The following is a 19,050-nucleotide window of genomic DNA, read 5'->3' as shown; positions in this document are numbered from 1 at the left end:
TTTGCCTACGGCCCGATATTGTAGGCCGCACCAATCAGGGTCTTGGTATAGTCCGCCTGCGGCGCGCTGAAAATGGCATCCGTTGGCCCCTCCTCGACGATCCTGCCGTCCTTCATCACCACGACATAATCGGACATGGCGCGCACCACCGAAAGATCGTGGCTGATGAAGACATAGGACAGGCCGTGTTTGGCCTGGAGATCGCGCAGAAGCTCGATCACTTGGCCCTGCACGGACCGGTCGAGTGCCGAGGTCGGCTCGTCGAGAATAACCGCCTGCGGCTTCAGGATCATTGCCCGCGCAATCGCGATACGCTGCCGCTGGCCACCGGAGAACTCGTGTGGATAGCGGTTGCGCGCGGCCGGATCGAGCCCGACCTCCTTCAGCGCCTCGATCGCCCGCTTGTCGCGGTCGGCGCGCGAAAGCTGCGGTTCGTGCACATAGAGGCCTTCGGTGATGATCTCGCCCACCGTCTGGCGCGGCGAGAGCGAGCCGTAGGGATCCTGGAAGACGACCTGCATGCTGCGCCGGAGCGGCCGCATGCCGTTGCGGTCGAGGTCGGAAATATCCGTCCTGCCGAAACGGTAGGCCCCCTTGCTGGAGATCAGGCGTAGCAGTGCGCGACCGAGCGTCGACTTGCCGGAACCCGATTCCCCCACGACGCCGATCGTCTGGCCCTCATGCAAGCTGATGCTGACATTGTCGACCGCACGGAAGGTGGAGGCGCGTTTCTTGAGCAATCCCCCGTCGATCTTGTAATCGACGACGACATTGCGGCCTTCGAGGATGATCGGCGCATTGTCCGCCGGGGCGGCCTTGCGGCCATGCGGTTCGGCATCGATCAGCATGCGCGTATAGTCGGCCTTCGGGTTTTCGAAGATCTCCGCCGTCGCCCCCTGCTCGACGATCTCGCCACGCCGCATGACAGCGACCCGCTCGGCAAAATGCCGCACGATGCCAAGATCGTGCGTGATGAGCACGATCGCCATGTCGAAGCGTTTTTGCAGATCCCGGAGCAGTTTCAGGATCTGCGCCTGGATCGTCACGTCGAGCGCCGTCGTCGGTTCGTCGGCGATCAGGATGTCCGGCTCGTTGGCGAGCGCCATGGCGATCATGACGCGCTGCCGCTGACCGCCCGACATTTCGTGCGGGTAGCTGTCGATGCGCCGATCCGGATCCGGAATGCCGACCAGCTTTAGCAGTTCCAGCACCTTCGGGCGTGCCTGTTTCCGAGTGCCGCCGCGATGATGCACGATCACCTCGGCGATCTGCTTGCCGATCGGATAGAGCGGGTCGAGCGAGGTCATCGGCTCCTGGAAGATCATGGTGATCTTCGCGCCGCGAATATCGTTCAAGGCCTTGGGCGGCAGGCCGACCATCTCCTTGCCGCGATACTTCGCCGAACCCGAAACCCTGCCATTGCTGGCGAGCAGGCCCATGATGCCCATCATGGTCTGGCTCTTGCCGGAACCGGATTCGCCGACGACCGCCAGCGTCTCGCCGGGACGGACATCGAGATCGATGCCCTTCACCGCATTGACGTCGCCATCCGGCGTCGTGAAGGACACCGTCAGGCCGCGCACGGCGAGGATCGGTTCCATGGTGTTTTGCGTCTCTGCCATGTCAGCGATCCTTCGGGTCGAACGCATCACGCAGGCCATCGCCGACGAAATTCAGCGAGAACAGCGTGACGACGAAGAAGATGGCGGGGAAGATGAGCAGCCACGGCGCCGACTGGATGTTGTTGGCGCCTTCCGCAATCAGCGAGCCCCAGCTCGTCAAGGGCGCCTGCACGCCGAGGCCGAGGAAGGACAGGAAGCTTTCGAGCAGGATCACCTTCGGCACGATGACCGTCACGAAGATGACGACGGGGCCGATCGTGTTGGGGATGACGTGGCGGCGGATGATCTGCCAGTCCGTCAGGCCCAAGGCCTCCGCCGCACCGATGAACTCGCGCCGCTTGAGCGACAGCGTCTGGCCGCGCACGATACGGGCCATGTCGAGCCATTCCACCGCGCCGACGACGAGGAAGATCAGCACGAAGCTGCGCCCGAAGAAGACGACGAGCACGACGACGAGGAAGACGAAGGGCAGCGAGTAGAGGATTTCGACGAAGCGCATCATCACATTATCGACGCGACCGCCCATATAGCCCGAGATCGCGCCATAGGTGACGCCGATGCCGAGCGAGACGAGGCTGGCGAGCAGGCCGACGGCAATCGAGATCTGCCCGCCGAGCATGACGCGCGCCATGAGGTCGCGGCCGTTGGTGTCCGTGCCGAACAGGAAATACTCCCGGTCGACGATGCCGGTCAGCGTCAGCTTGCGGCCTTCGTCCTCGGTCGCGGTGACCTCGGTCTTGTCGAACTCGTTGGCCCGGTCGAAATAGCGCGTCGCGCGCGGGTCGATCGGGTCCTTCGCGGTGATGATGGCGGTAAAGGCCTCGCCTTCGACAGAGAAGGATTGCAGCTCGACGCGGGCGCGCGTTGCGACACCCTTCATCGCCTCCTCCAGCGAGTCTTCGCCCGGCCGCGGCTCAAGGCTTGGCGGGATCGTCACATAGGAAGAGAAGACCTGGTCATAGCTGTGGCTGATGAAGAAGGGACCAAAGAACGCGAAGCAGGCAATCAGCACCAGCATCACGGAGCCTGCCATGGCAGGGCGGTTTCGGCGGAAGCGCATGACGGCGAGCTGGAAGAGGCTGCGGCCCTTCACCTCGCCCGCGGGGGGTACGGAGACGATGGTGTCAGTCATGGCGAACCCTCGGATCGAGCAGGCCATAGAGAATGTCGACAGCCAGGTTGAACACGATGACAAAGATGGCGATCAGCACGACCGTGCCCATGACGAGCGTATAGTCGCGGTTGATGGCCCCAAGCACGAAGTAGCGGCCGACGCCAGGAATGGTGAAGATCGTCTCCACCACCGCCGAGCCGGTGAGCAGGGCAGCCGCGCAGGGGGCGAGGTAGGAGACAACCGGCAGCATCGCGCCGCGCATGGCATGCACCACGACCACCGATTTCGCCGGCAGGCCATAGGCCCGCGCGGTACGGATATGGTCGGTGCGCAGGGCCTCGATCATCGACCCGCGGGTAAGCCGCGCGAAAACGGCAAGCTGTGGCAGGGCAAGCGCGATCATCGGCAGAACGAGAAAGCGCAGCGACCCATCCCCCCAGCCGCCGGCCGGCAGCCAGGCCAGTACGATGGCGAAGATCAGCGTCAGCACGGGACCGACGACGAAGTTCGGCACCGTGACGCCGACGGTTGCCACCGACATGACCGCGAAGTCGAGCGCGCTGTTCTGGCGCAGTGCCGCAAACGTGCCGATGATGACACCACCGACGAGCGCCAGCAGCAACGCATAGAAGCCGAGCTCGATCGAATAGGGCAGCCCCTTGCCGATCAGTTCGGCCACGCTGTTATCCTTGTAGATGTAGCTCGGTCCGAAATCGCCGGTGACGGCGTTGCCCATATAGGTGAGATATTGTCGCCAGAGCGGCTGATCGAGCTGGTAGGCCCGCATCAGGTTTTCCATCGTGGCTGGCGGCAGGGGGCGTTCAAGGTTGAACGGTCCGCCGGGCGCAAAGCGCATCAGAAAGAACGAAATTGTGACGACGATGAATAGCGTCGGCACGGCGCTTGCGAGGCGCCGCAGAACAAAAGCAAACATGGCCAAGACTCCTGAGCAACGATGCGTGGCCTGGACGGCCACGCATCGTCAGCGGATCATTCAGAAACGCTGAGGAAGCGGCTCAGGTGCTGGTTGGCGGCATTATCCTGCCAACCCTGAACTTTGCTGGAGACGAGCCAGAGATCGGCCTGTGTCAGGAGCGGCGCGATCGGCTGTTCGCGCATCAACACGGCTTCCGCATCGTGCAGGACCTTGGCACGCGCCGCCGGGTCACGCTCTTCGTACGACTTCTTCATGAGGCCGTCATATTCCGCATTGGTGAACTTGCCGTAGTTGAAGGTCTTGTTGGTGCTGACGCTGAGCGCCAGGAAGTTTTCCGGGTCCGCATAGTCGGCGACCCAGCCGGCACGCGCCACGTTGAACGCGCCGCCTTCCTGGAGATAGGCATAGTGCGAGGAGACGTCGAGGTTCACCAGCGACACCTCCGCGCCAAAGGTGTTCTTCCACATGTCAGCAACGGCCGTCGCCACGCGCTCGTGGTTCGGGTTGGTGTTATAACGCAGCTCGATCTTCAGCGGCTTGCCGCCTTCACCGTAACCGGCTTCCTTCATCAGCTTGAGCGCCTCGTCCTCGCGGTCGAGTTGCGAGAGTGAACCGAAGTCGGCATAGGCCGGCTCATAGCCCTGCATGCCCGGGGGCACCATGGAATAGGCCGGAAGCTGCGAACCCGAGTAAATCTCCTTGGCCAGGAAGTCGCGATCAACCGACATGGAGAGCGCCCGACGCACGCGCACGTCGCTATAGGGTTCAGTGCGAGTATCGAAGGGGTAGTAGTAGGTCGCGAGCGTCGGCGAGACGTGCACCTGCTCGCCATAGCTCTTCTTCAGGCGCTCGATCTGGTCGGCCGAGAAATTGTAGACGAGGTCCATTTCCTTTGCCTCGAAGCGGCGTACGGAGGCGGCCTGGTCGTCGATCGGGTAGAAGATCACCTTGTCGAGCTTGACGGCGGCGGCATCCCAATATTCGGTATTCTTCTCAACGACGAGGTTGTCGTTCGGCACGTGGCTGACGAGCTTGAAGGCGCCGTTTGAGACCATGGTGCCGGGCTTCACGAAATCCGCGCCGTTCTTTTCGACGCTGGCCTTGGAGACCGGCAGCGCCGTCTGGTGCGCGAGCAATTCGAGGAAGAAGGGCGTCGGACGCTCCAGCGTGATTTCCAACGTCTTGGCGTCGACGGCCTTGAGACCGAGTTGGTCGAGGCCGAGTTCGCCCTTGTTGGCCTTCTCGGCATTCTTGATGGGGTAAAGGATGTTGGCGTAGCCGGCCGCCGTCTTCGGGTCCTCGACGCGCGCGAAGGAGAAGACAAAGTCTTCCGCCGTCACGGAAGAACCGTCGGACCACTTGGCATTGTCGCGCAGTTTGAACGTATAGACCGTGCCGTCGTCGGAGACGGTCCAGCTCTCTGCCGCGCCGGGAACGATCTTGCCGGCGGCATCGTAGATCGTCAGGCCTTCATAGAGATCTTTCAGGATGAATTCTTCGATGTTGATGGACGTATGCGCCTGGTCGAGCGTCTGCGGCTCGCCGGCATTGCCGCGGTGAAGTACTGCTTCTGCGAGCGCCGGACTTGCGCCCAAGAGGATCGCACCGGCGAGAAGAGCTGCACGAAAGCCAATAAGTTTGTTTGCCATTTTTTGTTTTCCTTCCCCGTTGTTTTTTTGGGTGCCCAATCAATTGTCCCTGTTTGTGGACTTGGCAAGACCCTAAAAACAGGAAATGCACAGCGATCGGCAAATCTCCGCAAAGCTTGAAAAATCAGGGAAAAAGCGGTCCGAAGGCCTGACGGACGGCAAGAAATGAGAAAAATATTTGCGTTTGCCGAAATTATTCGCAGTTTTCTGCCCATCGTTTCGCAAGAATTTCTGCGATCAATCGCGCAATCAATTCACCGCCAGAAACGGAGTTCCAAGATGAACATGTTGAAAACCCTCGCCGTTGCGGCCGCCCTTCAAGTTGCGGTTTTCGCCCCGGCCCTGGCCGGCGAAAACCTCGCCGCCGTGCAGTCGGCCGGCGCGCTGAAGATCGGCACCGAGGGCACCTACGCACCCTTCACCTTCCATGACACCGACGGCAAGCTGGTCGGCTTCGACGTCGAGATCGGCGAAGCGATCGCCAAGAAGCTTGGCGTAAAGGCCGAGTTCCTGGAAGGCAAATGGGACGGCCTGATCGCCGGCCTCGACGCCAACCGCTACGACGCCGTGATCAACCAGGTCGGCATCACCGATGCGCGCAAGCAGAAGTACGACTTCTCCGAGCCTTACATCGCTTCGAAGGCCGTGCTGATCATTCGCGCCGATGACGACAGCATCAAGGGTTTCGCCGACCTCAAGGGCAAGAAATCCGCCCAGTCGCTGACCAGCAACTTCGGCAAGATCGCGGAAGCATCCGGCGCCGAACTCGTCGGCACCGACGGCTTCGACCAGTCGATCCAGCTCGTGCTGACCGGCCGCGCCGACGCCACGATCAACGACAGCCTGTCCTTCCTCGACTTCAAGAAGCACAAGCCGGACGCCAATGTGAAGATCGCCGCCGAACAGGAAAATGCCGACTATTCCGGCGTCATCATCCGCAAGGGCGAGCCGGAACTCCTGGAAGCGATCAACAAGGCGCTGACCGACATCAAGGCCGACGGCACCTACCAGGCGATCTCGGACAAGTATTTCGGGCAGGACGTCTCGAAGTAATTCTTGTCCGACCACCGCTTCGCGGCGGCCCGTTCCTCGCCTATAGATAGATTTGCAACCTGGCCGGGGATCACTCCGGCCAGCCGCTTTTCCGGAGGGTTTCCCCGTGCCGCCGTGGCTTCAACTGATGCTGGACTCGCTGGTGCCGCTCCTCTGGGCAGCGCTTGTCTTCACCATTCCGCTCACCCTGCTGTCCTTCGTGCTGGGTCTTGCGCTAGGTCTCGTCACCGCGGTCGTGCGGCTGTTCGGGCCGCAACCGTTCGTGGCCATCGCGCGCTTCTATGTCTGGGTGATCCGCGGTACACCCCTGCTGGTTCAGCTCTTCGTCATCTTCTACGGCCTGCCGAGCCTCGGCATCCTGCTCGACGCCTTCCCAGCCGCCCTCATCGGCTTCACGCTGAATGTCGGCGCCTATACGTCGGAAATCATCCGCGCCGTCATCGCCTCGGTGCCGCGCGGCCAATGGGAGGCGGCCTATTCGATCGGCATGAGCTGGTCACAGGCCATGCGCCGCACCATCCTGCCGCAGGCGAGCCGCGTTGCCGTGCCGCCGCTCTCCAACACGTTCATCTCGCTGGTGAAGGACACCTCGCTCGCCGCCGCGGTCACCGTGCCGGAACTGTTCCAGACAGCACAGCGCATCGTCGCCACCACCTATGAACCGCTGATCCTCTATATCGAGGCGGCACTGATCTATCTCGCGTTGAGTTCCGTGCTCTCCGCCCTGCAGGTAAGGCTCGAAAAACGCTTCGCCCGCTATGGCGGCTTCCTGGAGGCCCGCACATGATCGAGCTCAGCCACATCGAAAAACGCTTCGGCGACAACCATGTGCTGCGCGATATCAGCCTCACGCTGGCCGAGGGCACTGTCACGGCGCTCGTCGGCCCGTCCGGCGGCGGCAAGAGCACGCTGCTTCGCTGCATCAACCTGCTCGAGACGCCGACCTCTGGCTCTATAAAACTTGGCGAGGAAAAGATCGACTTCGCCCCCGGCCGCAAGGTCGGCTGGCCGGCAATCCAGAAGCTGCGCCGCCAGACCGGCATGGTCTTCCAGAATTTCCAGCTTTTCCCGCACCAGACGGCGATCGCCAATGTCATGGAAGGCCTGGTCACCGTGCTGAAATGGCCGGCGGACAAGGCCCGCGCCCGCGCGCTCGAACTGCTCGAAAAGGTCGGCATGGCGCACAAGGCCGAGGCTTGGCCGGCAACGCTGTCCGGCGGTCAGCAGCAGCGTGTCGCAATCGCCCGCGCGCTCGCCCCTTCCCCCCGCGTGCTACTCTGCGACGAGCCGACGTCGGCGCTCGATCCGGAGCTCGCAGAAGAGGTCGTCGAAGTGCTGAGCCGGCTTGCCCGCGAGGGCACGACCATGGTCATGGCAACGCATGACCTGCGCCTTGCCTCCCGCGTCGCCGATACCGTCGTTTTCCTCGATGGCGGCGTGATCGTCGAGCAAGGACCACCGCGTGCCCTGTTCTCGACACCCGAGCGGGATCGCACGAAAAAATTCATCGCTTCGCTCAGCGCACCGCACAGCTACGACATCTAAATGCAACACTTCCGTAACGTGAGGTGCTAAATTCCTAGTCGCGGCAGTTGCATCGCACCGACGATTCAAGCAGAGTAAAGAGATATCCATACCTCGCCATGCCCCGGCATGTCCTATAGGGGAGAAATCTCATGATCAAGAAAACGCCGAACCCAATCGACATCTTTGTCGGATCCCGCGTGCGCCTGCGCAGGCTGATGGTCGGCATGAGTCAGGAGGCGCTCGCCGACCGGCTGGGCGTGACCTTCCAGCAGGTACAGAAGTACGAGAAGGGCACCAACCGCATCAGCGCCAGCCGTCTCCAGGCGATCTCGGATGTTTTCCGCGTGCCGCCGAGCTTCTTCTTCCAGGATGACGAAAACGCCATACCGACGGCAGGCGTCGCGCACGAGACCGGCGACGTTTCCACCTTCGTTTCTTCCAAGGAAGGCCTGGATCTCAACCGCGCGTTCCTGAAGATCGGAGATTCGGGCGTGCGCAAGTCGATCATCGCGCTTGCGACCGCACTTTCCAAGGCAAGTGCCGAACAGGCAGGCGAGCGCGCAGACAACGCACCGGAATTGCGGGTCTGATCCCAAATGCCGGCACGGCTGCAGACGCTTGGCCATCTGCGCCTGCTCGACGAGGGCGGTAACGAGATCGTCTTTCCCGAAAAGGCGCTTCTGATCCTCTGCTATCTCCAGACGCGCGGCATAAGCGAAATGCCGCGTGTTGATGCTGCCGGCCTCTTCTGGGACGACGCCAACAGTTCGGCGGCCTTCGCCAACCTGCGACAGACCATTTCCCGCGCGCAAAAGCGCCAGCGGGAACTCGGCCGGACCTACCTCATTTTCACCGACACGACGATCACGCTTGGACCGGAGCCGATCACCAGCGATGTCGAACAGGTCCGCGACGGCGCCAGCCTGAACCTGCTTGCCGACCTTCTGACCGACGATTTCCTGAAACAGATCAGGCCGGGCAACCGGGCACTTACAAGCTGGATTGCGCTGCAAAGGGCAGCCCACGCCGCCCTGCTGCGCGCCGCCCTGCTCGATGGCAAGGCATCCGAGGGCGCAACACGCCAAGCGCGCTCAGCCGCCGCCCTGCGCCTGCTCGAAAGCAATCCGGACGACGACGATGTCCGCGCCGTGTTGACGGGCCGGCCGTCCGTTTCCACGAGCCTGATAACCTTCCCCCAGTCCGCCCGGATACTCACACCGGAGGAGGTCGACATCACGCTGCCGCGGCAAAACCCGCCGCGCGTCGTGCTGCTGCCGCCTGTGACGACACTCACCGCGAGAGCCGCCGCCCGCTTTTCCGAAGCCCTGATCGAGGACGTGACGATCGGGCTCTGCGCGCTGCGCTCCATTTCGATCATCGCGCCGCATACCGCCGCGCAGATTTCGCTTCAGGCCGACCGGGCGACCACCTACGAGCGCCACAAGATCAGCTACATCCTCGAAACGAGGCTGCGCGACGAGGGCGATCACCATACGCTCTTTGCTCAGCTGATCTTCTTCGGCAGCGACGAGGTGATCTGGGCCGAGCGTTTTCCGCTTACGGCAGAGGGGCTTGCCCGCTCGCGACAGACGATTGCCCGCCAGATCGCCGGCGCGATCGCCACGGAAGTCGAGCGCAACGAACTCGTGCGCGGCGACTATGAACACGACGCCAATGCCTATCGCAGCTTCCTTGTCGGACAGGGACAGCTCAAGAATCTTGACCTGCGTGACATCCGCCGCGCCCGCAAGAGCTTTCGCGAGGCGCTGCAGGCCAGCAGCGGTTTCGCCCCGGCAATCGGCGGGCTGGCGCGCAGCTACTTCCTCGAATGGCTGGTGACGGCGCGCGGCGACCAGGATCTGCTCCGACAGGCCGAGCTTCACGCCGAGCAGGCCATCCGCGCCGACGATCGCCTGCCTTCCGGCTACCGCGAACTCGGCGTCGTCAAGCTCTATGCCCGCCAGTTCGATGAAAGTGCTGCCTATCTCGACCGCGCCGAAGCGCTGAGCCCGCACTATGCCAACGTGATCGCGAGCTATGCCGACACGCTGGTGCAAGCATCGCGACCGGATGTCGGTTTGCAGAAGATCGAACATGCGATCGAGTTGAACCCGCTGCCGCCGGACGAATATTTCTGGACCGCGGCCGGCGCGGCCTACTCACTCGGCAGATATGAGGAAGCCCTCGCCTACATCACGCGGATGAAGGACAAAGACCCTGTCCATCGTCTCGCGGCCGCATGCTGGGCCATGCTGGGCGACCTCAAGAAGGCACGGCTGTTCGTCCGCCGCACCTATGATATCAACCCGAACTTCGATTTCGAAGCATGGATGGCTGTCGTGCCCATCAAGGAAGAGTGGCACAGGCAGCACTATCGTGACGGTCTAAAAAAAGCAGGTTTCTGACAACACGCATTCAACAAGGAGAGGAATGACATGGCCAGAATAGTAGTACTCGGCATCACGGGCGAAGATGGACTCTGGGTCGCAGACCTCGATGCCGGAACGATCTCGCAGGCCCCCGCGCCGACGAGCGGTGATCTCAAAAAGGCGGACGACCTGCGCAAAACGGGCGCCTCCGTCATCAAGGGCGTCAATTTTGCTGCACTTGCGACGTCGGTCGATGCCGTATCCGGCGGCTTCCTCGACGTTTCCGGTGGGTTCCTCGATGTTTCCGGCGGTTTCCTGGACAACTGAGCAGTGACCTCTTACTCGGACCGTATCTGCGGTCCCGAGCAGACCTGGAGCCGGATCGAGGCACTCTTGCCTCGGTTCGGCGTCACACGCCTTTCCCGGCTTACGGGATTGGACCGGGTCGGCATTCCGGTCTGGAACGCCGTCAGCCCCAATGCCCGTTCGATCGTCATCAATCAGGGCAAGGGCATCACCGATATCGACGCAAAGGTTTCCGCCGCCATGGAGGCGCTCGAGCGCGCCATCGCGGGTGAACCGCTGGTGCCTGTTCGCAAGGCATCGCGTCGCGACTTTGCCACGGCCGGCGATACCTGCCTGCCGCTCGACATCTTTGTCGCCGCCAACCAGGCTTTTGTGACGGAAGACGAGGCGCTCGAATGGTTTGCCGGTCATGATATCGTCACGGGCGAACGCGTCTGGGTGCCACGCGCCGCCGTGTGCCTCGACAGAACCGACACCGCGCCACGCTTCTGGCAATCCTCCGACGGCCTCGCCTCCGGCAACAGCGAGACCGAAGCCATCCTTCACGGGCTGCTTGAACGCATCGAGCGGGATGCCGATCGCCTCTGGCGTCTGCTGCCCCGCGCAAAGCGGCTCGCAACCGCTGTCGACCCGATGGGCCTCGCCGACCCGCTCGTCGATGCCCTAGTGACCCGCTTCCAGCATGCCGGGCTGGAACTGCGTGTCTTCGATGTTACCAGCGACATCGCCATTCCGACCTATGCTGCCGTGCTGGGCGATGCCGGCCTTCTCGAAAAGAAACAGCCGCTCTTCCACGATGCAACGATCGGCTACGGCACGCATCTGGTCGCCGCGCGCGCCGTCATCCGGGCGCTGACAGAAGTCGCCCAGTCGCGCCTGACCTATATCAGCGGTGCGCGGGACGATCTTTTTGCAGAGACCTTCGCTCGCCCCTTGGCGGCGGAGACGCTTGCGCTGTTTGAATCATCGCCCGCCCCGGCAAAAACCTACACCGCGCCGCAGGGCGACGCCGCGGCGCTTCTCGCCCATTGCCTGGAGCAGCTTGCGGCATCCGGTATATCGCAGGTCGTCGCCGTCCCCCTCGGCGACGCTTCGCTTCCCATTTCCGTCGTCAAGGTGGTCGCGCCCGCGCTCGAAAATCCGGAAGGCGCGCGCCGTCACGCCCTTGGGTCCCGCGCCCTGTCCCGCATGTTGTTCGGCACGCCATGAACGTTCTCTTCGTCGGCCCAAGCCTTCCCGATGCCGCCGCGTTCTGCGGCGATGCAATCCATGTCCGCCCTCCCGCCGCGCATGGTGACGTGTTGCGCGCGGTGAGAAGTGGCGCAACGGCGATCGGCATCATCGACGGTAATTTCGAGCATGTGGCGCCCGTCTGGCACAAGGAAGTCCTCCATGCACTCGATCAGGGCGTAGCGGTTTTCGGCGCGGCCAGCATGGGGGCCTTGCGTGCGGCCGAATGTGATGCCTTCGGCATGATCGGTGTCGGGCGCATCTACGAGGACTACGCCGCCGGCCGCCGGGTGGATGATGCGGATGTCGCGCTTCTGCACGGCCCTGCCGAGCTCGGTTATCCCGCACTTTCCCTTCCGCTCGTCAATGTCGATGCCACGCTGGACCGGCTGGAGGGGCTTGATAAGTCTACCATATCAACCCTTCGTGATATTGCCGCGGCGCTTTTCTACAAGGACAGAACCTGGCCTGCGATCATCAAATCCGCTGGAATGGCGGAAGATCGCATCGAGGTCCTACAACTTCTCCACGCAGCAACCGTGAACCAGAAGCGCGCGGACGCGCTCGCCCTTGTTCGTACAATGGTGGATTTCCCCTCGCAAACGCCTGCAAAACGCGGGGACTGGTCGTTCAGGGCAACGACACTTTGGCGATCCGTCGCCGATCAACCGGAAACGCAATAGAACGTGCAATTTCCCATTCCGCGTGTGTCACGCCTGAGTCACGCGCAGAGCCCGAGAGTCACGCCTATACTCGCTGCCAGGGGTACAGAGTGAGCGTTGCTCCGGGGGCAAGGACATGAACATCGATACCATTGAAGTGGAAGACCGCGGTACGGAACTGCTGGCGCTAGCGCGACTCGTCGCGTTTGCGCTGGAATCGGCCAAATCGCTGGATGCCGAAGTCGTTGAATTCTGCCTGGACAAGGCGCTGAGGGCGGTGCTGGACCAGATCGACGAACCATCCCGCATGATGCTGACATCCAGTGACATCATGCTGATGAATCGTTCGGCACTCTGCTGAACAAAAGAGATCGGCCGGTCCGCCGGCCGAAGCCAAGCCGCCGCCCTCCTCCGCGGCGCTGATCGTGCGTGCGGCCCGAACCTGCGGGCCGCCGCCGATCTTCGAGATTCATAGCCCGACACGCCGTCCATCCAGCCCGCGCGCTGGAAATGGCGATCCGGTCTTTTCCCGGCAGCCAGGAACCGTTACGCAGGAGCCGCAAGACGGCCATTCCGGCGTCTGGAACGGAGAACGGCATGTTCGGTCCCACGGCCATCATCCTCGACAGGGCGCTCCACACCCTGACACATCGGGCGAGAGCGGTGATCAAGACACGTCGGTCTGCATAGGCCGTGAACGCGCTTGCAGCCTATGGCAGCCTCTTCCTTGCCGCATTCGTCGCCGCGACAATCCTGCCTGCCCAGTCCGAGGCCGTGCTCGCCGGATTGCTGGCCACCGGCCGCCATTCGCCGGAAATCCTGGTCCTCATCGCCGGCATCGGCAATGTGCTCGGCTCGGTCATCAACTGGCTGCTCGGCCGCAGCGTCGAGCGCTTCCGCGATGCCCGCTGGTTCCCCGTCAGCGCGAAAAACCTCGACCGCGCCGGGCAATGGTATCGCAGATATGGCTGGTGGAGCCTGCTTCTGAGCTGGTTGCCGTTCATTGGCGATCCCTTGACTGTAGCGGCTGGCATCATGCGCGAACCGTTTCCGCGCTTCCTGCTCGTCGTTTCCATCGCCAAATTCGGCCGCTACATCGTGCTCGCCGCGCTCGTCCTGCACTGGTTCTGAATTTTTTTCACCGGCGATGGAATGAGAGCCACGCAGCGCTCGTATATTGGGACATGAACGGAAAGACACCCGGCTTCAATGTGATCGGACAGCTTGCGGCGCTTCGGCGCTATGCGCTCTCGCTCGTCCGCAATCCGGACGAAGCGGAAGACCTTGTGCATGACGCGCTGGTGAAGGCCTATGAGCGCCAGTCCACCTTCCGCACCGGCGCGAATGTGCGCAACTGGCTGATGTCGATCCTGCACAATGCCCATATCGACCGTCTGCGCCAGCGACATTCGCAAAAGCGCCGCCATGATGCCGCGGCCGAAGTGGCGGAAACATCCGTGCCGGCAAACCAGGATCATTCGGTGCGCCTGACGCAGTTGCGCAACGCCTTCTTCGCCCTGCCGGAGGAGCAGCGCGAAGCCCTGCACCTCGTCGCCATCGAAGAGCTTTCCTACCAGGAAGCCGCCGACACGCTCGGCATTCCGGTCGGCACGCTGATGTCGCGGGTCGCCCGCGCCCGCAAACGGCTGCGGGCCTTTGAACAGAACGGCGCTACCGCGCCTGTCACGCATCTCAAGATCGTCGGAGGCACTGACGATGACAAGCAATGATCCCATCATCGAATCCGATCTCAACGCCTATGTCGACGACCAGCTCGCCGTCGGCCGGCGCATCGAGGTAGAGGCCTATCTTTCGGAACGGCCGGAGGTCGCCGCCCAGATCATGAAGGATCTTCGCGTGCGCGACGAGTTGCGCCTGGCGCTTGCCGACCACCGCACGGTGACCCGGCAGGCAACGCGTGAAGCCGCGCGTCTGCTGGAACGCGCGCTGTCGCGCCGTCGCATCTTCTCGGTCTTCCGCCGCGCCGCCACCATCGCGCTTTTTGTTGCCGCCGGCTGGACCGCGCATGCGACGCTCGGGCCGTTCGGCGCAACGGAGGTCATTGCCTCGACGCCACCCCCGGCCTTTGTCGAAGAGGCCGTCAGAGCGCACAAGACGACGCTGCTGCGCGACTCCATGGCTTCGCAGCCCGAAATCGAAATCTTCGATCCGGCCGAAATCCGCTCGGCGACGGCCATCGTGCTGCCAAACCTGCCGAAGGGCTGGACCGTGGTCGACACGCAGGTCTTCCCCTCCGCCTACGGCCCGAGCGTCGAGCTGGTGCTGGAGCCGCGCAAGGACGAACGCCTGTCGCTTTTTGCCGTGCGCCCCGGCTCGTTTGCCGTGCAGCACGTCCTGCTCTTCCACGCTGACAATGCCCGGGCGGCCTACTGGCAGATCGGCGAGGTCGCCTATGCGCTGGTATCGGAAAGCCTAAAGGCCGACGACCTGGCGGAAACCGCGCGGGATCTCTCGCGCACGCTTTACTGATCAACCGTTCCACCGAAGGAGACCCATGATGGAACCCGTACAACAGCGATTTGGCTACGGCGCGAAGGCGCAGTCGGCCGCCCTCTTCGACGAGGGTCTGCGCCAGCATATGCTGCGCGTCTACAACTACATGGGCGCAGGCCTAGTCATCACCGGCCTCGTCGCCTTCATCGTCGGCTCGACGCCGGCCCTCTACGTGCCGATCTTCTCGTCCCCGCTGAAGTGGGTCGTGATGCTGGCGCCGCTCGCCTTCGTCTTCTTCTTCTCGTTCAAGATCCAGACGATGTCGGCCAGCACGGCACAGATGATGTTCTGGGCCTTCTGCGCCGTGATGGGCCTGTCGCTCGCCTCGGTGTTCCTCGTCTTCACTGGCACGAGCATCGCGCGCACCTTCTTCATCGCGGCCTCGATGTTCGGCACGACGAGCCTTTACGGCTACGTGACGAAGCGTGACCTGTCGAAGTTCGGCTCGTTCCTGATCATGGGCCTGATCGGCGTCGTCATCGCCTCGATCGTCAACATCTTCCTCGGTTCGAGCGCGCTGCAGTTCGCGATTTCCGTGATCGGCATCGTCGTGTTCGTCGGCCTCACCGCTTGGGACACGCAGAACATCAAGGAACAGTATGCCGAAAACATCGACCAGGAATCGCAACAGAAGATGGCCGTGTTCGGTGCGCTTTCGCTCTACCTGAACTTCGTCAACATCTTCCAGCTGCTGCTGAATTTCACCGGCGAGCGCGAATAGTTTTCGCACTGATTTCAAAGGAAACGGCGGGGCAAAACCCCGCCGTTTCTGTTTGTGCGCACCGCAACAAAACGTGAGTAAAAACTTACATATTTTACCGTGTTGACAAATCGCCCCGTAGCGTCTTTGCTTAAGGCATTCACCAGGGGGGTCCCGACAAGGGGCTGAGATTCTGCTAGCTTTCGCAGCGCAGTGACCCGTTGAACCTGATCCAGTTCATACTGGCGTAGGGACGGTGCAAGCGCTGTTTTGACAGGTGGTCCGACGTCCGGATTCCGTGTCGGCGTCTTTCCATCATTCCGGCTTTAGGACTGGGTCTCCAAACGAAAACTTGGAGCCTCACGATGAATATTGCCGCCCAGAAGCTTACCCCCACCGTCACCACCGGCGCCCTGCCCGCCTCGCGCAAGATCCACATCGCCGGCGAGCAGCATCCGCATATCCGCGTGCCGATGCGCGAGATTTCCCTGCACCCGACCTCCGGCGAGCCGCCGGTCGTGGTCTACGACGCCTCCGGCCCCTACACCGACCTCAGCCATGTCGTTGCCATCGAGGCCGGCCTGCCACGCTTGCGCGAAACCTGGGTTTCAGCCCGCGGCGACACTGTGGGCTATGAGGGCCGCCACATCCGCCCGGAGGACAACGGCTTTGCCACCGGCGAGCGACTGACGCCGGAATTCCCCGTTCGCAACCATCCGCGCCGGGCAACGGACGGCAAGGCGGTGACCCAGCTTGCCTATGCCCGCGCCGGCATCGTTACTCCGGAAATGGAATTCATCGCGATCCGCGAAAACCTCGGCCGCAAGGCGGTGAAGGAGGCGCTTGCCCGTGACGGCGAGAGTTTTGGCGCACACATTCCGGATTTCGTCACGCCGGAATTCGTCCGCCAGGAAGTCGCAAGCGGCCGTGCCGTCATCCCCGCCAACATCAACCATCTGGAAGCCGAGCCGATGATCATCGGCCGTAATTTTCTGGTGAAGATCAACGCCAACATCGGCAATTCCGCCGTCACTTCTTCCATGGCGGAGGAGGTCGAGAAGATGGTCTGGGCGATCCGCTGGGGCGCGGATACCGTCATGGATCTCTCCACCGGCCGCAACATCCACAACATCCGCGAATGGATCATCCGCAATTCACCCGTACCGATCGGCACCGTGCCGCTCTACCAGGCGCTGGAAAAGGTCAATGGCATTGCCGAGGACCTGACCTGGGAAGTCTACCGCGACACGCTGATCGAACAGGCCGAGCAGGGCGTCGACTATTTCACCATCCACGCCGGCGTGCGCCTTCCCTACATCCCGCTCACCGTCAACCGCGTTACCGGCATCGTCTCGCGCGGCGGCTCGATCATGGCCAAGTGGTGTCTGCATCACCATCGCGAGAGCTTCCTGTACGAGCATTTCGAGGAAATCTGTGACATCTGCCGCGCCTATGACGTCACCTTCTCGCTCGGCGACGGCCTGCGCCCCGGCTCGATTGCCGACGCAAACGACGCCGCGCAATTCGCCGAACTGGAGACACTCGGCGAACTGACAAAGATCGCCTGGGCGAAGGACTGCCAGGTCATGATCGAAGGCCCCGGCCATGTGCCGATGCACAAGATCAAGGAGAACATGGACAAGCAGCTGCAGGTCTGCGGCGAGGCCCCGTTCTACACGCTTGGCCCGTTGACGACCGACATCGCTCCCGGCTACGACCACATCACGTCGGGCATCGGTGCGGCGATGATCGGCTGGTTCGGAACGGCCATGCTCTGCTACGTCACGCCGAAGGAGCATCTCGGCCTGCCGGATCGCAACGACGTGAAGGTCGGCGTCATTACCTACAAGATCGCGGCGCATGCCGCCGATCTCGCCAAGGGCCATCCGGCGGCAAAACTACGCGACGACGCATTGTCGCGCGCCCGTTTCGAGTTCCGCTGGGAGGACCAGTTCAACCTCTCGCTCGACCCGGAAACGGCGCGGTCCTTCCACGACGAGACGCTGCCGAAGGAAGCGCACAAGGTGGCGCATTTCTGCTCGATGTGCGGGCCGAAATTCTGCTCCATGCGCATCTCGCACGACATTCGCGCCGAGGCGCAGAAGGAGGGGCTGGAGGCAATGGCCGCGAAATTCCGCGAGGGCGGTGATCTCTACATGCCCCTCGGTCAAACGCCGGTCGGAGAATGACCATGCGCGTTCTCGTCAAGGGGGCCGGCGTTGCCGGCCTGACGGTCGCCTGGCAGCTCTATCGCCACGGCTTCGACGTCACGATTGCAGAGCGCGCCGGAAAAGTTGGCACCGGCGCCTCCGGCTTTGCCGGCGGCATGCTGGCGCCGTGGTGCGAGCGGGAAAATGCCGAGGAACCCGTGCTGACCCTCGGGCGCATGGCCGCCGACTGGTGGGAGGCCGCCCTGCCCGGCCATGTGCACCGTCGTGGCACTCTGGTCGTCGCCGGCGGCCGCGATGCCGGCGAACTCGACCGTTTTGCCGGCCGCACCAGCGGCTGGGAATGGCTGGACGATGCAGGGATCTCGGCTCTCGAGCCGGATCTCGCCGGCCGTTTCCGCAAGGCGCTGTTCTTCCGGCAGGAGGCGCATCTCGATCCTCGCAAGGCGCTTTCCGCGTTGACCGCAGGCCTTGAAGAGGCGCGCATGCGTTTCCTCTTCGGCGCAGCCGGCGAACCAACCCGCTACGATCGGGTGATCGACTGCACGGGTGCTGCCCGAATCGGCCGCCTTCCGAACCTTCGGGGCGTGCGCGGAGAAATGCTGTCGCTCGAAAGCGACGAGATAACCCTCTCCCGCCCCGTCCGCCTGCTGCATCCACGCCATCCGATCTACATCGTGCCGCGCGACAAGGGCCGCTTCATGGTCGGCGCGACCATGATCGAAAGCGAGGATACCGGCCCCATCACCGCCCGTTCGCTGATGGAGTTGCTCAATGCCACATACGCGCTCCACCCCGCCTTCGGGGAAGCGCGGCTTGTGGAAACAGGCGCAGGCGTGCGTCCAGCCTACCCCGACAACCTGCCGCGTGTGACGGAAGACGGTGACACTCTTCACGTCAATGGCTTCTACCGGCACGGCTTTCTGCTCGCCCCTGCCATGGCGGGCGAGGTTGCACGGCGGCTTCTGGCAGAACAGAGACAACCGGAAAGGCGGGCATCATGACCTTCATCATCAATGGCGAGGAACAGCAGGTTGCGGCCGCCACACTCGCCGACCTGCTCTCCACCCTCGACTACGAGGGCGAATGGCTGGCGACGGCGGTGAACGGTGAGCTGGTGCACCGCGAGGATCGCGCCGGCTTCACGCTCGGAGACCGTGACCGCATCGAAATCCTGTCGCCCATGCAGGGAGGCTGAT

The 19,050-nt window shown here is 62.8% G+C and carries 20 protein-coding genes and 1 riboswitch; of the genes, 16 read left to right on the top strand and 4 right to left on the bottom strand.

Features of this window, described 5'->3' with window-relative positions; genetic code table 11:
- Nucleotides 1-5: 5 nt before the first annotated feature.
- The 4 genes from BSY16_RS18395 to BSY16_RS18380 are packed head-to-tail and all read right to left on the bottom strand — an operon-like array spanning nt 6 to nt 5,322.
- Entirely contained in the window at nt 6-1,649 is a 1,644-nt protein-coding gene (locus tag BSY16_RS18395) for an ABC transporter ATP-binding protein (protein WP_069061011.1), read from the bottom strand.
- Nucleotides 1,624-2,754, bottom strand: a complete 1,131-nt coding sequence (locus BSY16_RS18390) for an ABC transporter permease (RefSeq protein ID WP_069061010.1) — start codon at nt 2,752-2,754, stop codon at nt 1,624-1,626. The genes BSY16_RS18395 and BSY16_RS18390 overlap by 26 nt, the downstream gene beginning before the upstream one ends.
- A complete protein-coding gene (gene oppB, locus BSY16_RS18385; RefSeq protein ID WP_069061009.1) occupies nt 2,747-3,670 on the bottom strand; it encodes an oligopeptide ABC transporter permease OppB in 924 nt (307 codons plus the stop codon). Before oppB ends, BSY16_RS18390 begins: the two co-directional genes overlap by 8 nt.
- Nucleotides 3,671-3,726: 56 nt before the next feature.
- A complete protein-coding gene (locus tag BSY16_RS18380) occupies nt 3,727-5,322 on the bottom strand; it encodes a peptide ABC transporter substrate-binding protein (protein WP_069061008.1) in 1,596 nt (531 codons plus the stop codon).
- A gap of 279 nt (nt 5,323-5,601) precedes the next feature.
- Here BSY16_RS18380 and BSY16_RS18375 point away from each other — a divergent pair, with 279 nt between their 5' ends.
- The 16 genes from BSY16_RS18375 to thiS all read left to right on the top strand — a co-directional run bounded on the left by BSY16_RS18375 (nt 5,602) and on the right by thiS (nt 19,049).
- Nucleotides 5,602-6,375 (top strand): amino acid ABC transporter substrate-binding protein, encoded by a 774-nt coding sequence (locus BSY16_RS18375; RefSeq protein ID WP_069061007.1) that lies wholly within the window; start codon nt 5,602-5,604, stop codon nt 6,373-6,375.
- A gap of 106 nt (nt 6,376-6,481) precedes the next feature.
- Nucleotides 6,482-7,162 carry an amino acid ABC transporter permease gene (locus BSY16_RS18370; protein WP_069061006.1) on the top strand — a complete coding sequence of 227 codons (681 nt, stop codon included), beginning with the start codon at nt 6,482-6,484 and terminating at the stop codon, nt 7,160-7,162.
- Nucleotides 7,159-7,920, top strand: a complete 762-nt coding sequence (locus BSY16_RS18365) for an amino acid ABC transporter ATP-binding protein (protein ID WP_069061005.1) — start codon at nt 7,159-7,161, stop codon at nt 7,918-7,920. The genes BSY16_RS18370 and BSY16_RS18365 overlap by 4 nt, the downstream gene beginning before the upstream one ends.
- Nucleotides 7,921-8,051: 131 nt before the next feature.
- Nucleotides 8,052-8,492: a helix-turn-helix domain-containing protein gene (locus BSY16_RS18360; protein ID WP_069061004.1), complete on the top strand. Its 441-nt coding sequence runs from the start codon at nt 8,052-8,054 to the stop codon at nt 8,490-8,492.
- Between the two features lie 6 nt (nt 8,493-8,498).
- On the top strand, nt 8,499-10,307 hold the full coding sequence (locus tag BSY16_RS18355; protein ID WP_069061003.1) for a hypothetical protein: 1,809 nt from the start codon (nt 8,499-8,501) through the stop codon (nt 10,305-10,307).
- Between the two features lie 30 nt (nt 10,308-10,337).
- The gene (locus BSY16_RS18350) at nt 10,338-10,598 is read left to right on the top strand and encodes a hypothetical protein (protein ID WP_069061002.1); all 261 of its coding nucleotides are present in this window, start codon (nt 10,338-10,340) and stop codon (nt 10,596-10,598) included.
- A 3-nt stretch (nt 10,599-10,601) separates the two neighbouring features.
- The gene (locus BSY16_RS18345; RefSeq protein ID WP_069061001.1) at nt 10,602-11,786 is read left to right on the top strand and encodes a YcaO-like family protein; all 1,185 of its coding nucleotides are present in this window, start codon (nt 10,602-10,604) and stop codon (nt 11,784-11,786) included.
- On the top strand, nt 11,783-12,490 hold the full coding sequence (locus BSY16_RS18340) for a TfuA-like protein (protein WP_069061000.1): 708 nt from the start codon (nt 11,783-11,785) through the stop codon (nt 12,488-12,490). The genes BSY16_RS18345 and BSY16_RS18340 overlap by 4 nt, the downstream gene beginning before the upstream one ends.
- A 115-nt stretch (nt 12,491-12,605) precedes the next feature.
- Complete coding sequence (locus BSY16_RS18335; protein ID WP_069060999.1) at nt 12,606-12,830, top strand: hypothetical protein; 225 nt, start codon at nt 12,606-12,608, stop codon at nt 12,828-12,830.
- 332 nt (nt 12,831-13,162) lie between these two features.
- Nucleotides 13,163-13,600, top strand: coding sequence for a YqaA family protein (locus BSY16_RS18330; RefSeq protein WP_069060998.1), 438 nt, complete (start codon nt 13,163-13,165; stop codon nt 13,598-13,600).
- Nucleotides 13,601-13,653: 53 nt separating this feature from the next.
- A complete protein-coding gene (locus tag BSY16_RS18325; RefSeq protein ID WP_069060997.1) occupies nt 13,654-14,199 on the top strand; it encodes a sigma-70 family RNA polymerase sigma factor in 546 nt (181 codons plus the stop codon).
- Complete coding sequence (locus tag BSY16_RS18320; protein WP_069060996.1) at nt 14,186-14,959, top strand: anti-sigma factor family protein; 774 nt, start codon at nt 14,186-14,188, stop codon at nt 14,957-14,959. Before BSY16_RS18325 ends, BSY16_RS18320 begins: the two co-directional genes overlap by 14 nt.
- 28 nt (nt 14,960-14,987) lie before the next feature.
- A complete protein-coding gene (locus BSY16_RS18315; RefSeq protein WP_069060995.1) occupies nt 14,988-15,704 on the top strand; it encodes a Bax inhibitor-1/YccA family protein in 717 nt (238 codons plus the stop codon).
- 134 nt (nt 15,705-15,838) lie between these two features.
- Nucleotides 15,839-15,955: riboswitch (TPP riboswitch) on the top strand.
- Nucleotides 15,956-16,048: 93 nt separating this feature from the next.
- A complete protein-coding gene (gene thiC / locus BSY16_RS18310; RefSeq protein ID WP_069060994.1) occupies nt 16,049-17,872 on the top strand; it encodes a phosphomethylpyrimidine synthase ThiC in 1,824 nt (607 codons plus the stop codon).
- Between the two features lie 2 nt (nt 17,873-17,874).
- On the top strand, nt 17,875-18,855 hold the full coding sequence (gene thiO, locus BSY16_RS18305; protein ID WP_171902429.1) for a glycine oxidase ThiO: 981 nt from the start codon (nt 17,875-17,877) through the stop codon (nt 18,853-18,855).
- Nucleotides 18,852-19,049: a sulfur carrier protein ThiS gene (gene thiS, locus BSY16_RS18300; protein ID WP_069060992.1), complete on the top strand. Its 198-nt coding sequence runs from the start codon at nt 18,852-18,854 to the stop codon at nt 19,047-19,049. The genes thiO and thiS overlap by 4 nt, the downstream gene beginning before the upstream one ends.
- Nucleotide 19,050: the final 1 nt, after the last annotated feature.

This window comes from Sinorhizobium sp. RAC02 (genome assembly GCF_001713395.1).
In the GTDB taxonomy this organism is placed as follows: Bacteria; Pseudomonadota; Alphaproteobacteria; order Rhizobiales; family Rhizobiaceae; genus Shinella.
Note: the sequence above shows the minus strand (reverse complement) of the source record. Positions and strands in the feature narration are given on the sequence as shown.

Excerpts from the sequence above, each read along its gene's own strand:
- BSY16_RS18395 (WP_069061011.1), bottom strand. The coding sequence starts at position 1,649 with ATGCGTTCGACCCGAAGGATCGCTGACATGGCAGAGACGCAAAACACC.
- BSY16_RS18390 (WP_069061010.1), bottom strand. The coding sequence starts at position 2,754 with ATGACTGACACCATCGTCTCCGTACCCCCCGCGGGCGAGGTGAAGGGC.
- oppB (WP_069061009.1), bottom strand. The coding sequence starts at position 3,670 with ATGTTTGCTTTTGTTCTGCGGCGCCTCGCAAGCGCCGTGCCGACGCTA.
- BSY16_RS18380 (WP_069061008.1), bottom strand. The coding sequence starts at position 5,322 with ATGGCAAACAAACTTATTGGCTTTCGTGCAGCTCTTCTCGCCGGTGCG.
- BSY16_RS18375 (WP_069061007.1), top strand. The coding sequence starts at position 5,602 with ATGAACATGTTGAAAACCCTCGCCGTTGCGGCCGCCCTTCAAGTTGCG.
- BSY16_RS18365 (WP_069061005.1), top strand. The coding sequence starts at position 7,159 with ATGATCGAGCTCAGCCACATCGAAAAACGCTTCGGCGACAACCATGTG.
- BSY16_RS18360 (WP_069061004.1), top strand. The coding sequence starts at position 8,052 with ATGATCAAGAAAACGCCGAACCCAATCGACATCTTTGTCGGATCCCGC.
- BSY16_RS18355 (WP_069061003.1), top strand. The coding sequence starts at position 8,499 with ATGCCGGCACGGCTGCAGACGCTTGGCCATCTGCGCCTGCTCGACGAG.
- BSY16_RS18350 (WP_069061002.1), top strand. The coding sequence starts at position 10,338 with ATGGCCAGAATAGTAGTACTCGGCATCACGGGCGAAGATGGACTCTGG.
- BSY16_RS18340 (WP_069061000.1), top strand. The coding sequence starts at position 11,783 with ATGAACGTTCTCTTCGTCGGCCCAAGCCTTCCCGATGCCGCCGCGTTC.
- BSY16_RS18335 (WP_069060999.1), top strand. The coding sequence starts at position 12,606 with ATGAACATCGATACCATTGAAGTGGAAGACCGCGGTACGGAACTGCTG.
- BSY16_RS18325 (WP_069060997.1), top strand. The coding sequence starts at position 13,654 with ATGAACGGAAAGACACCCGGCTTCAATGTGATCGGACAGCTTGCGGCG.
- BSY16_RS18320 (WP_069060996.1), top strand. The coding sequence starts at position 14,186 with ATGACAAGCAATGATCCCATCATCGAATCCGATCTCAACGCCTATGTC.
- BSY16_RS18315 (WP_069060995.1), top strand. The coding sequence starts at position 14,988 with ATGGAACCCGTACAACAGCGATTTGGCTACGGCGCGAAGGCGCAGTCG.
- thiC (WP_069060994.1), top strand. The coding sequence starts at position 16,049 with ATGAATATTGCCGCCCAGAAGCTTACCCCCACCGTCACCACCGGCGCC.
- thiO (WP_171902429.1), top strand. The coding sequence starts at position 17,875 with ATGCGCGTTCTCGTCAAGGGGGCCGGCGTTGCCGGCCTGACGGTCGCC.
- thiS (WP_069060992.1), top strand. The coding sequence starts at position 18,852 with ATGACCTTCATCATCAATGGCGAGGAACAGCAGGTTGCGGCCGCCACA.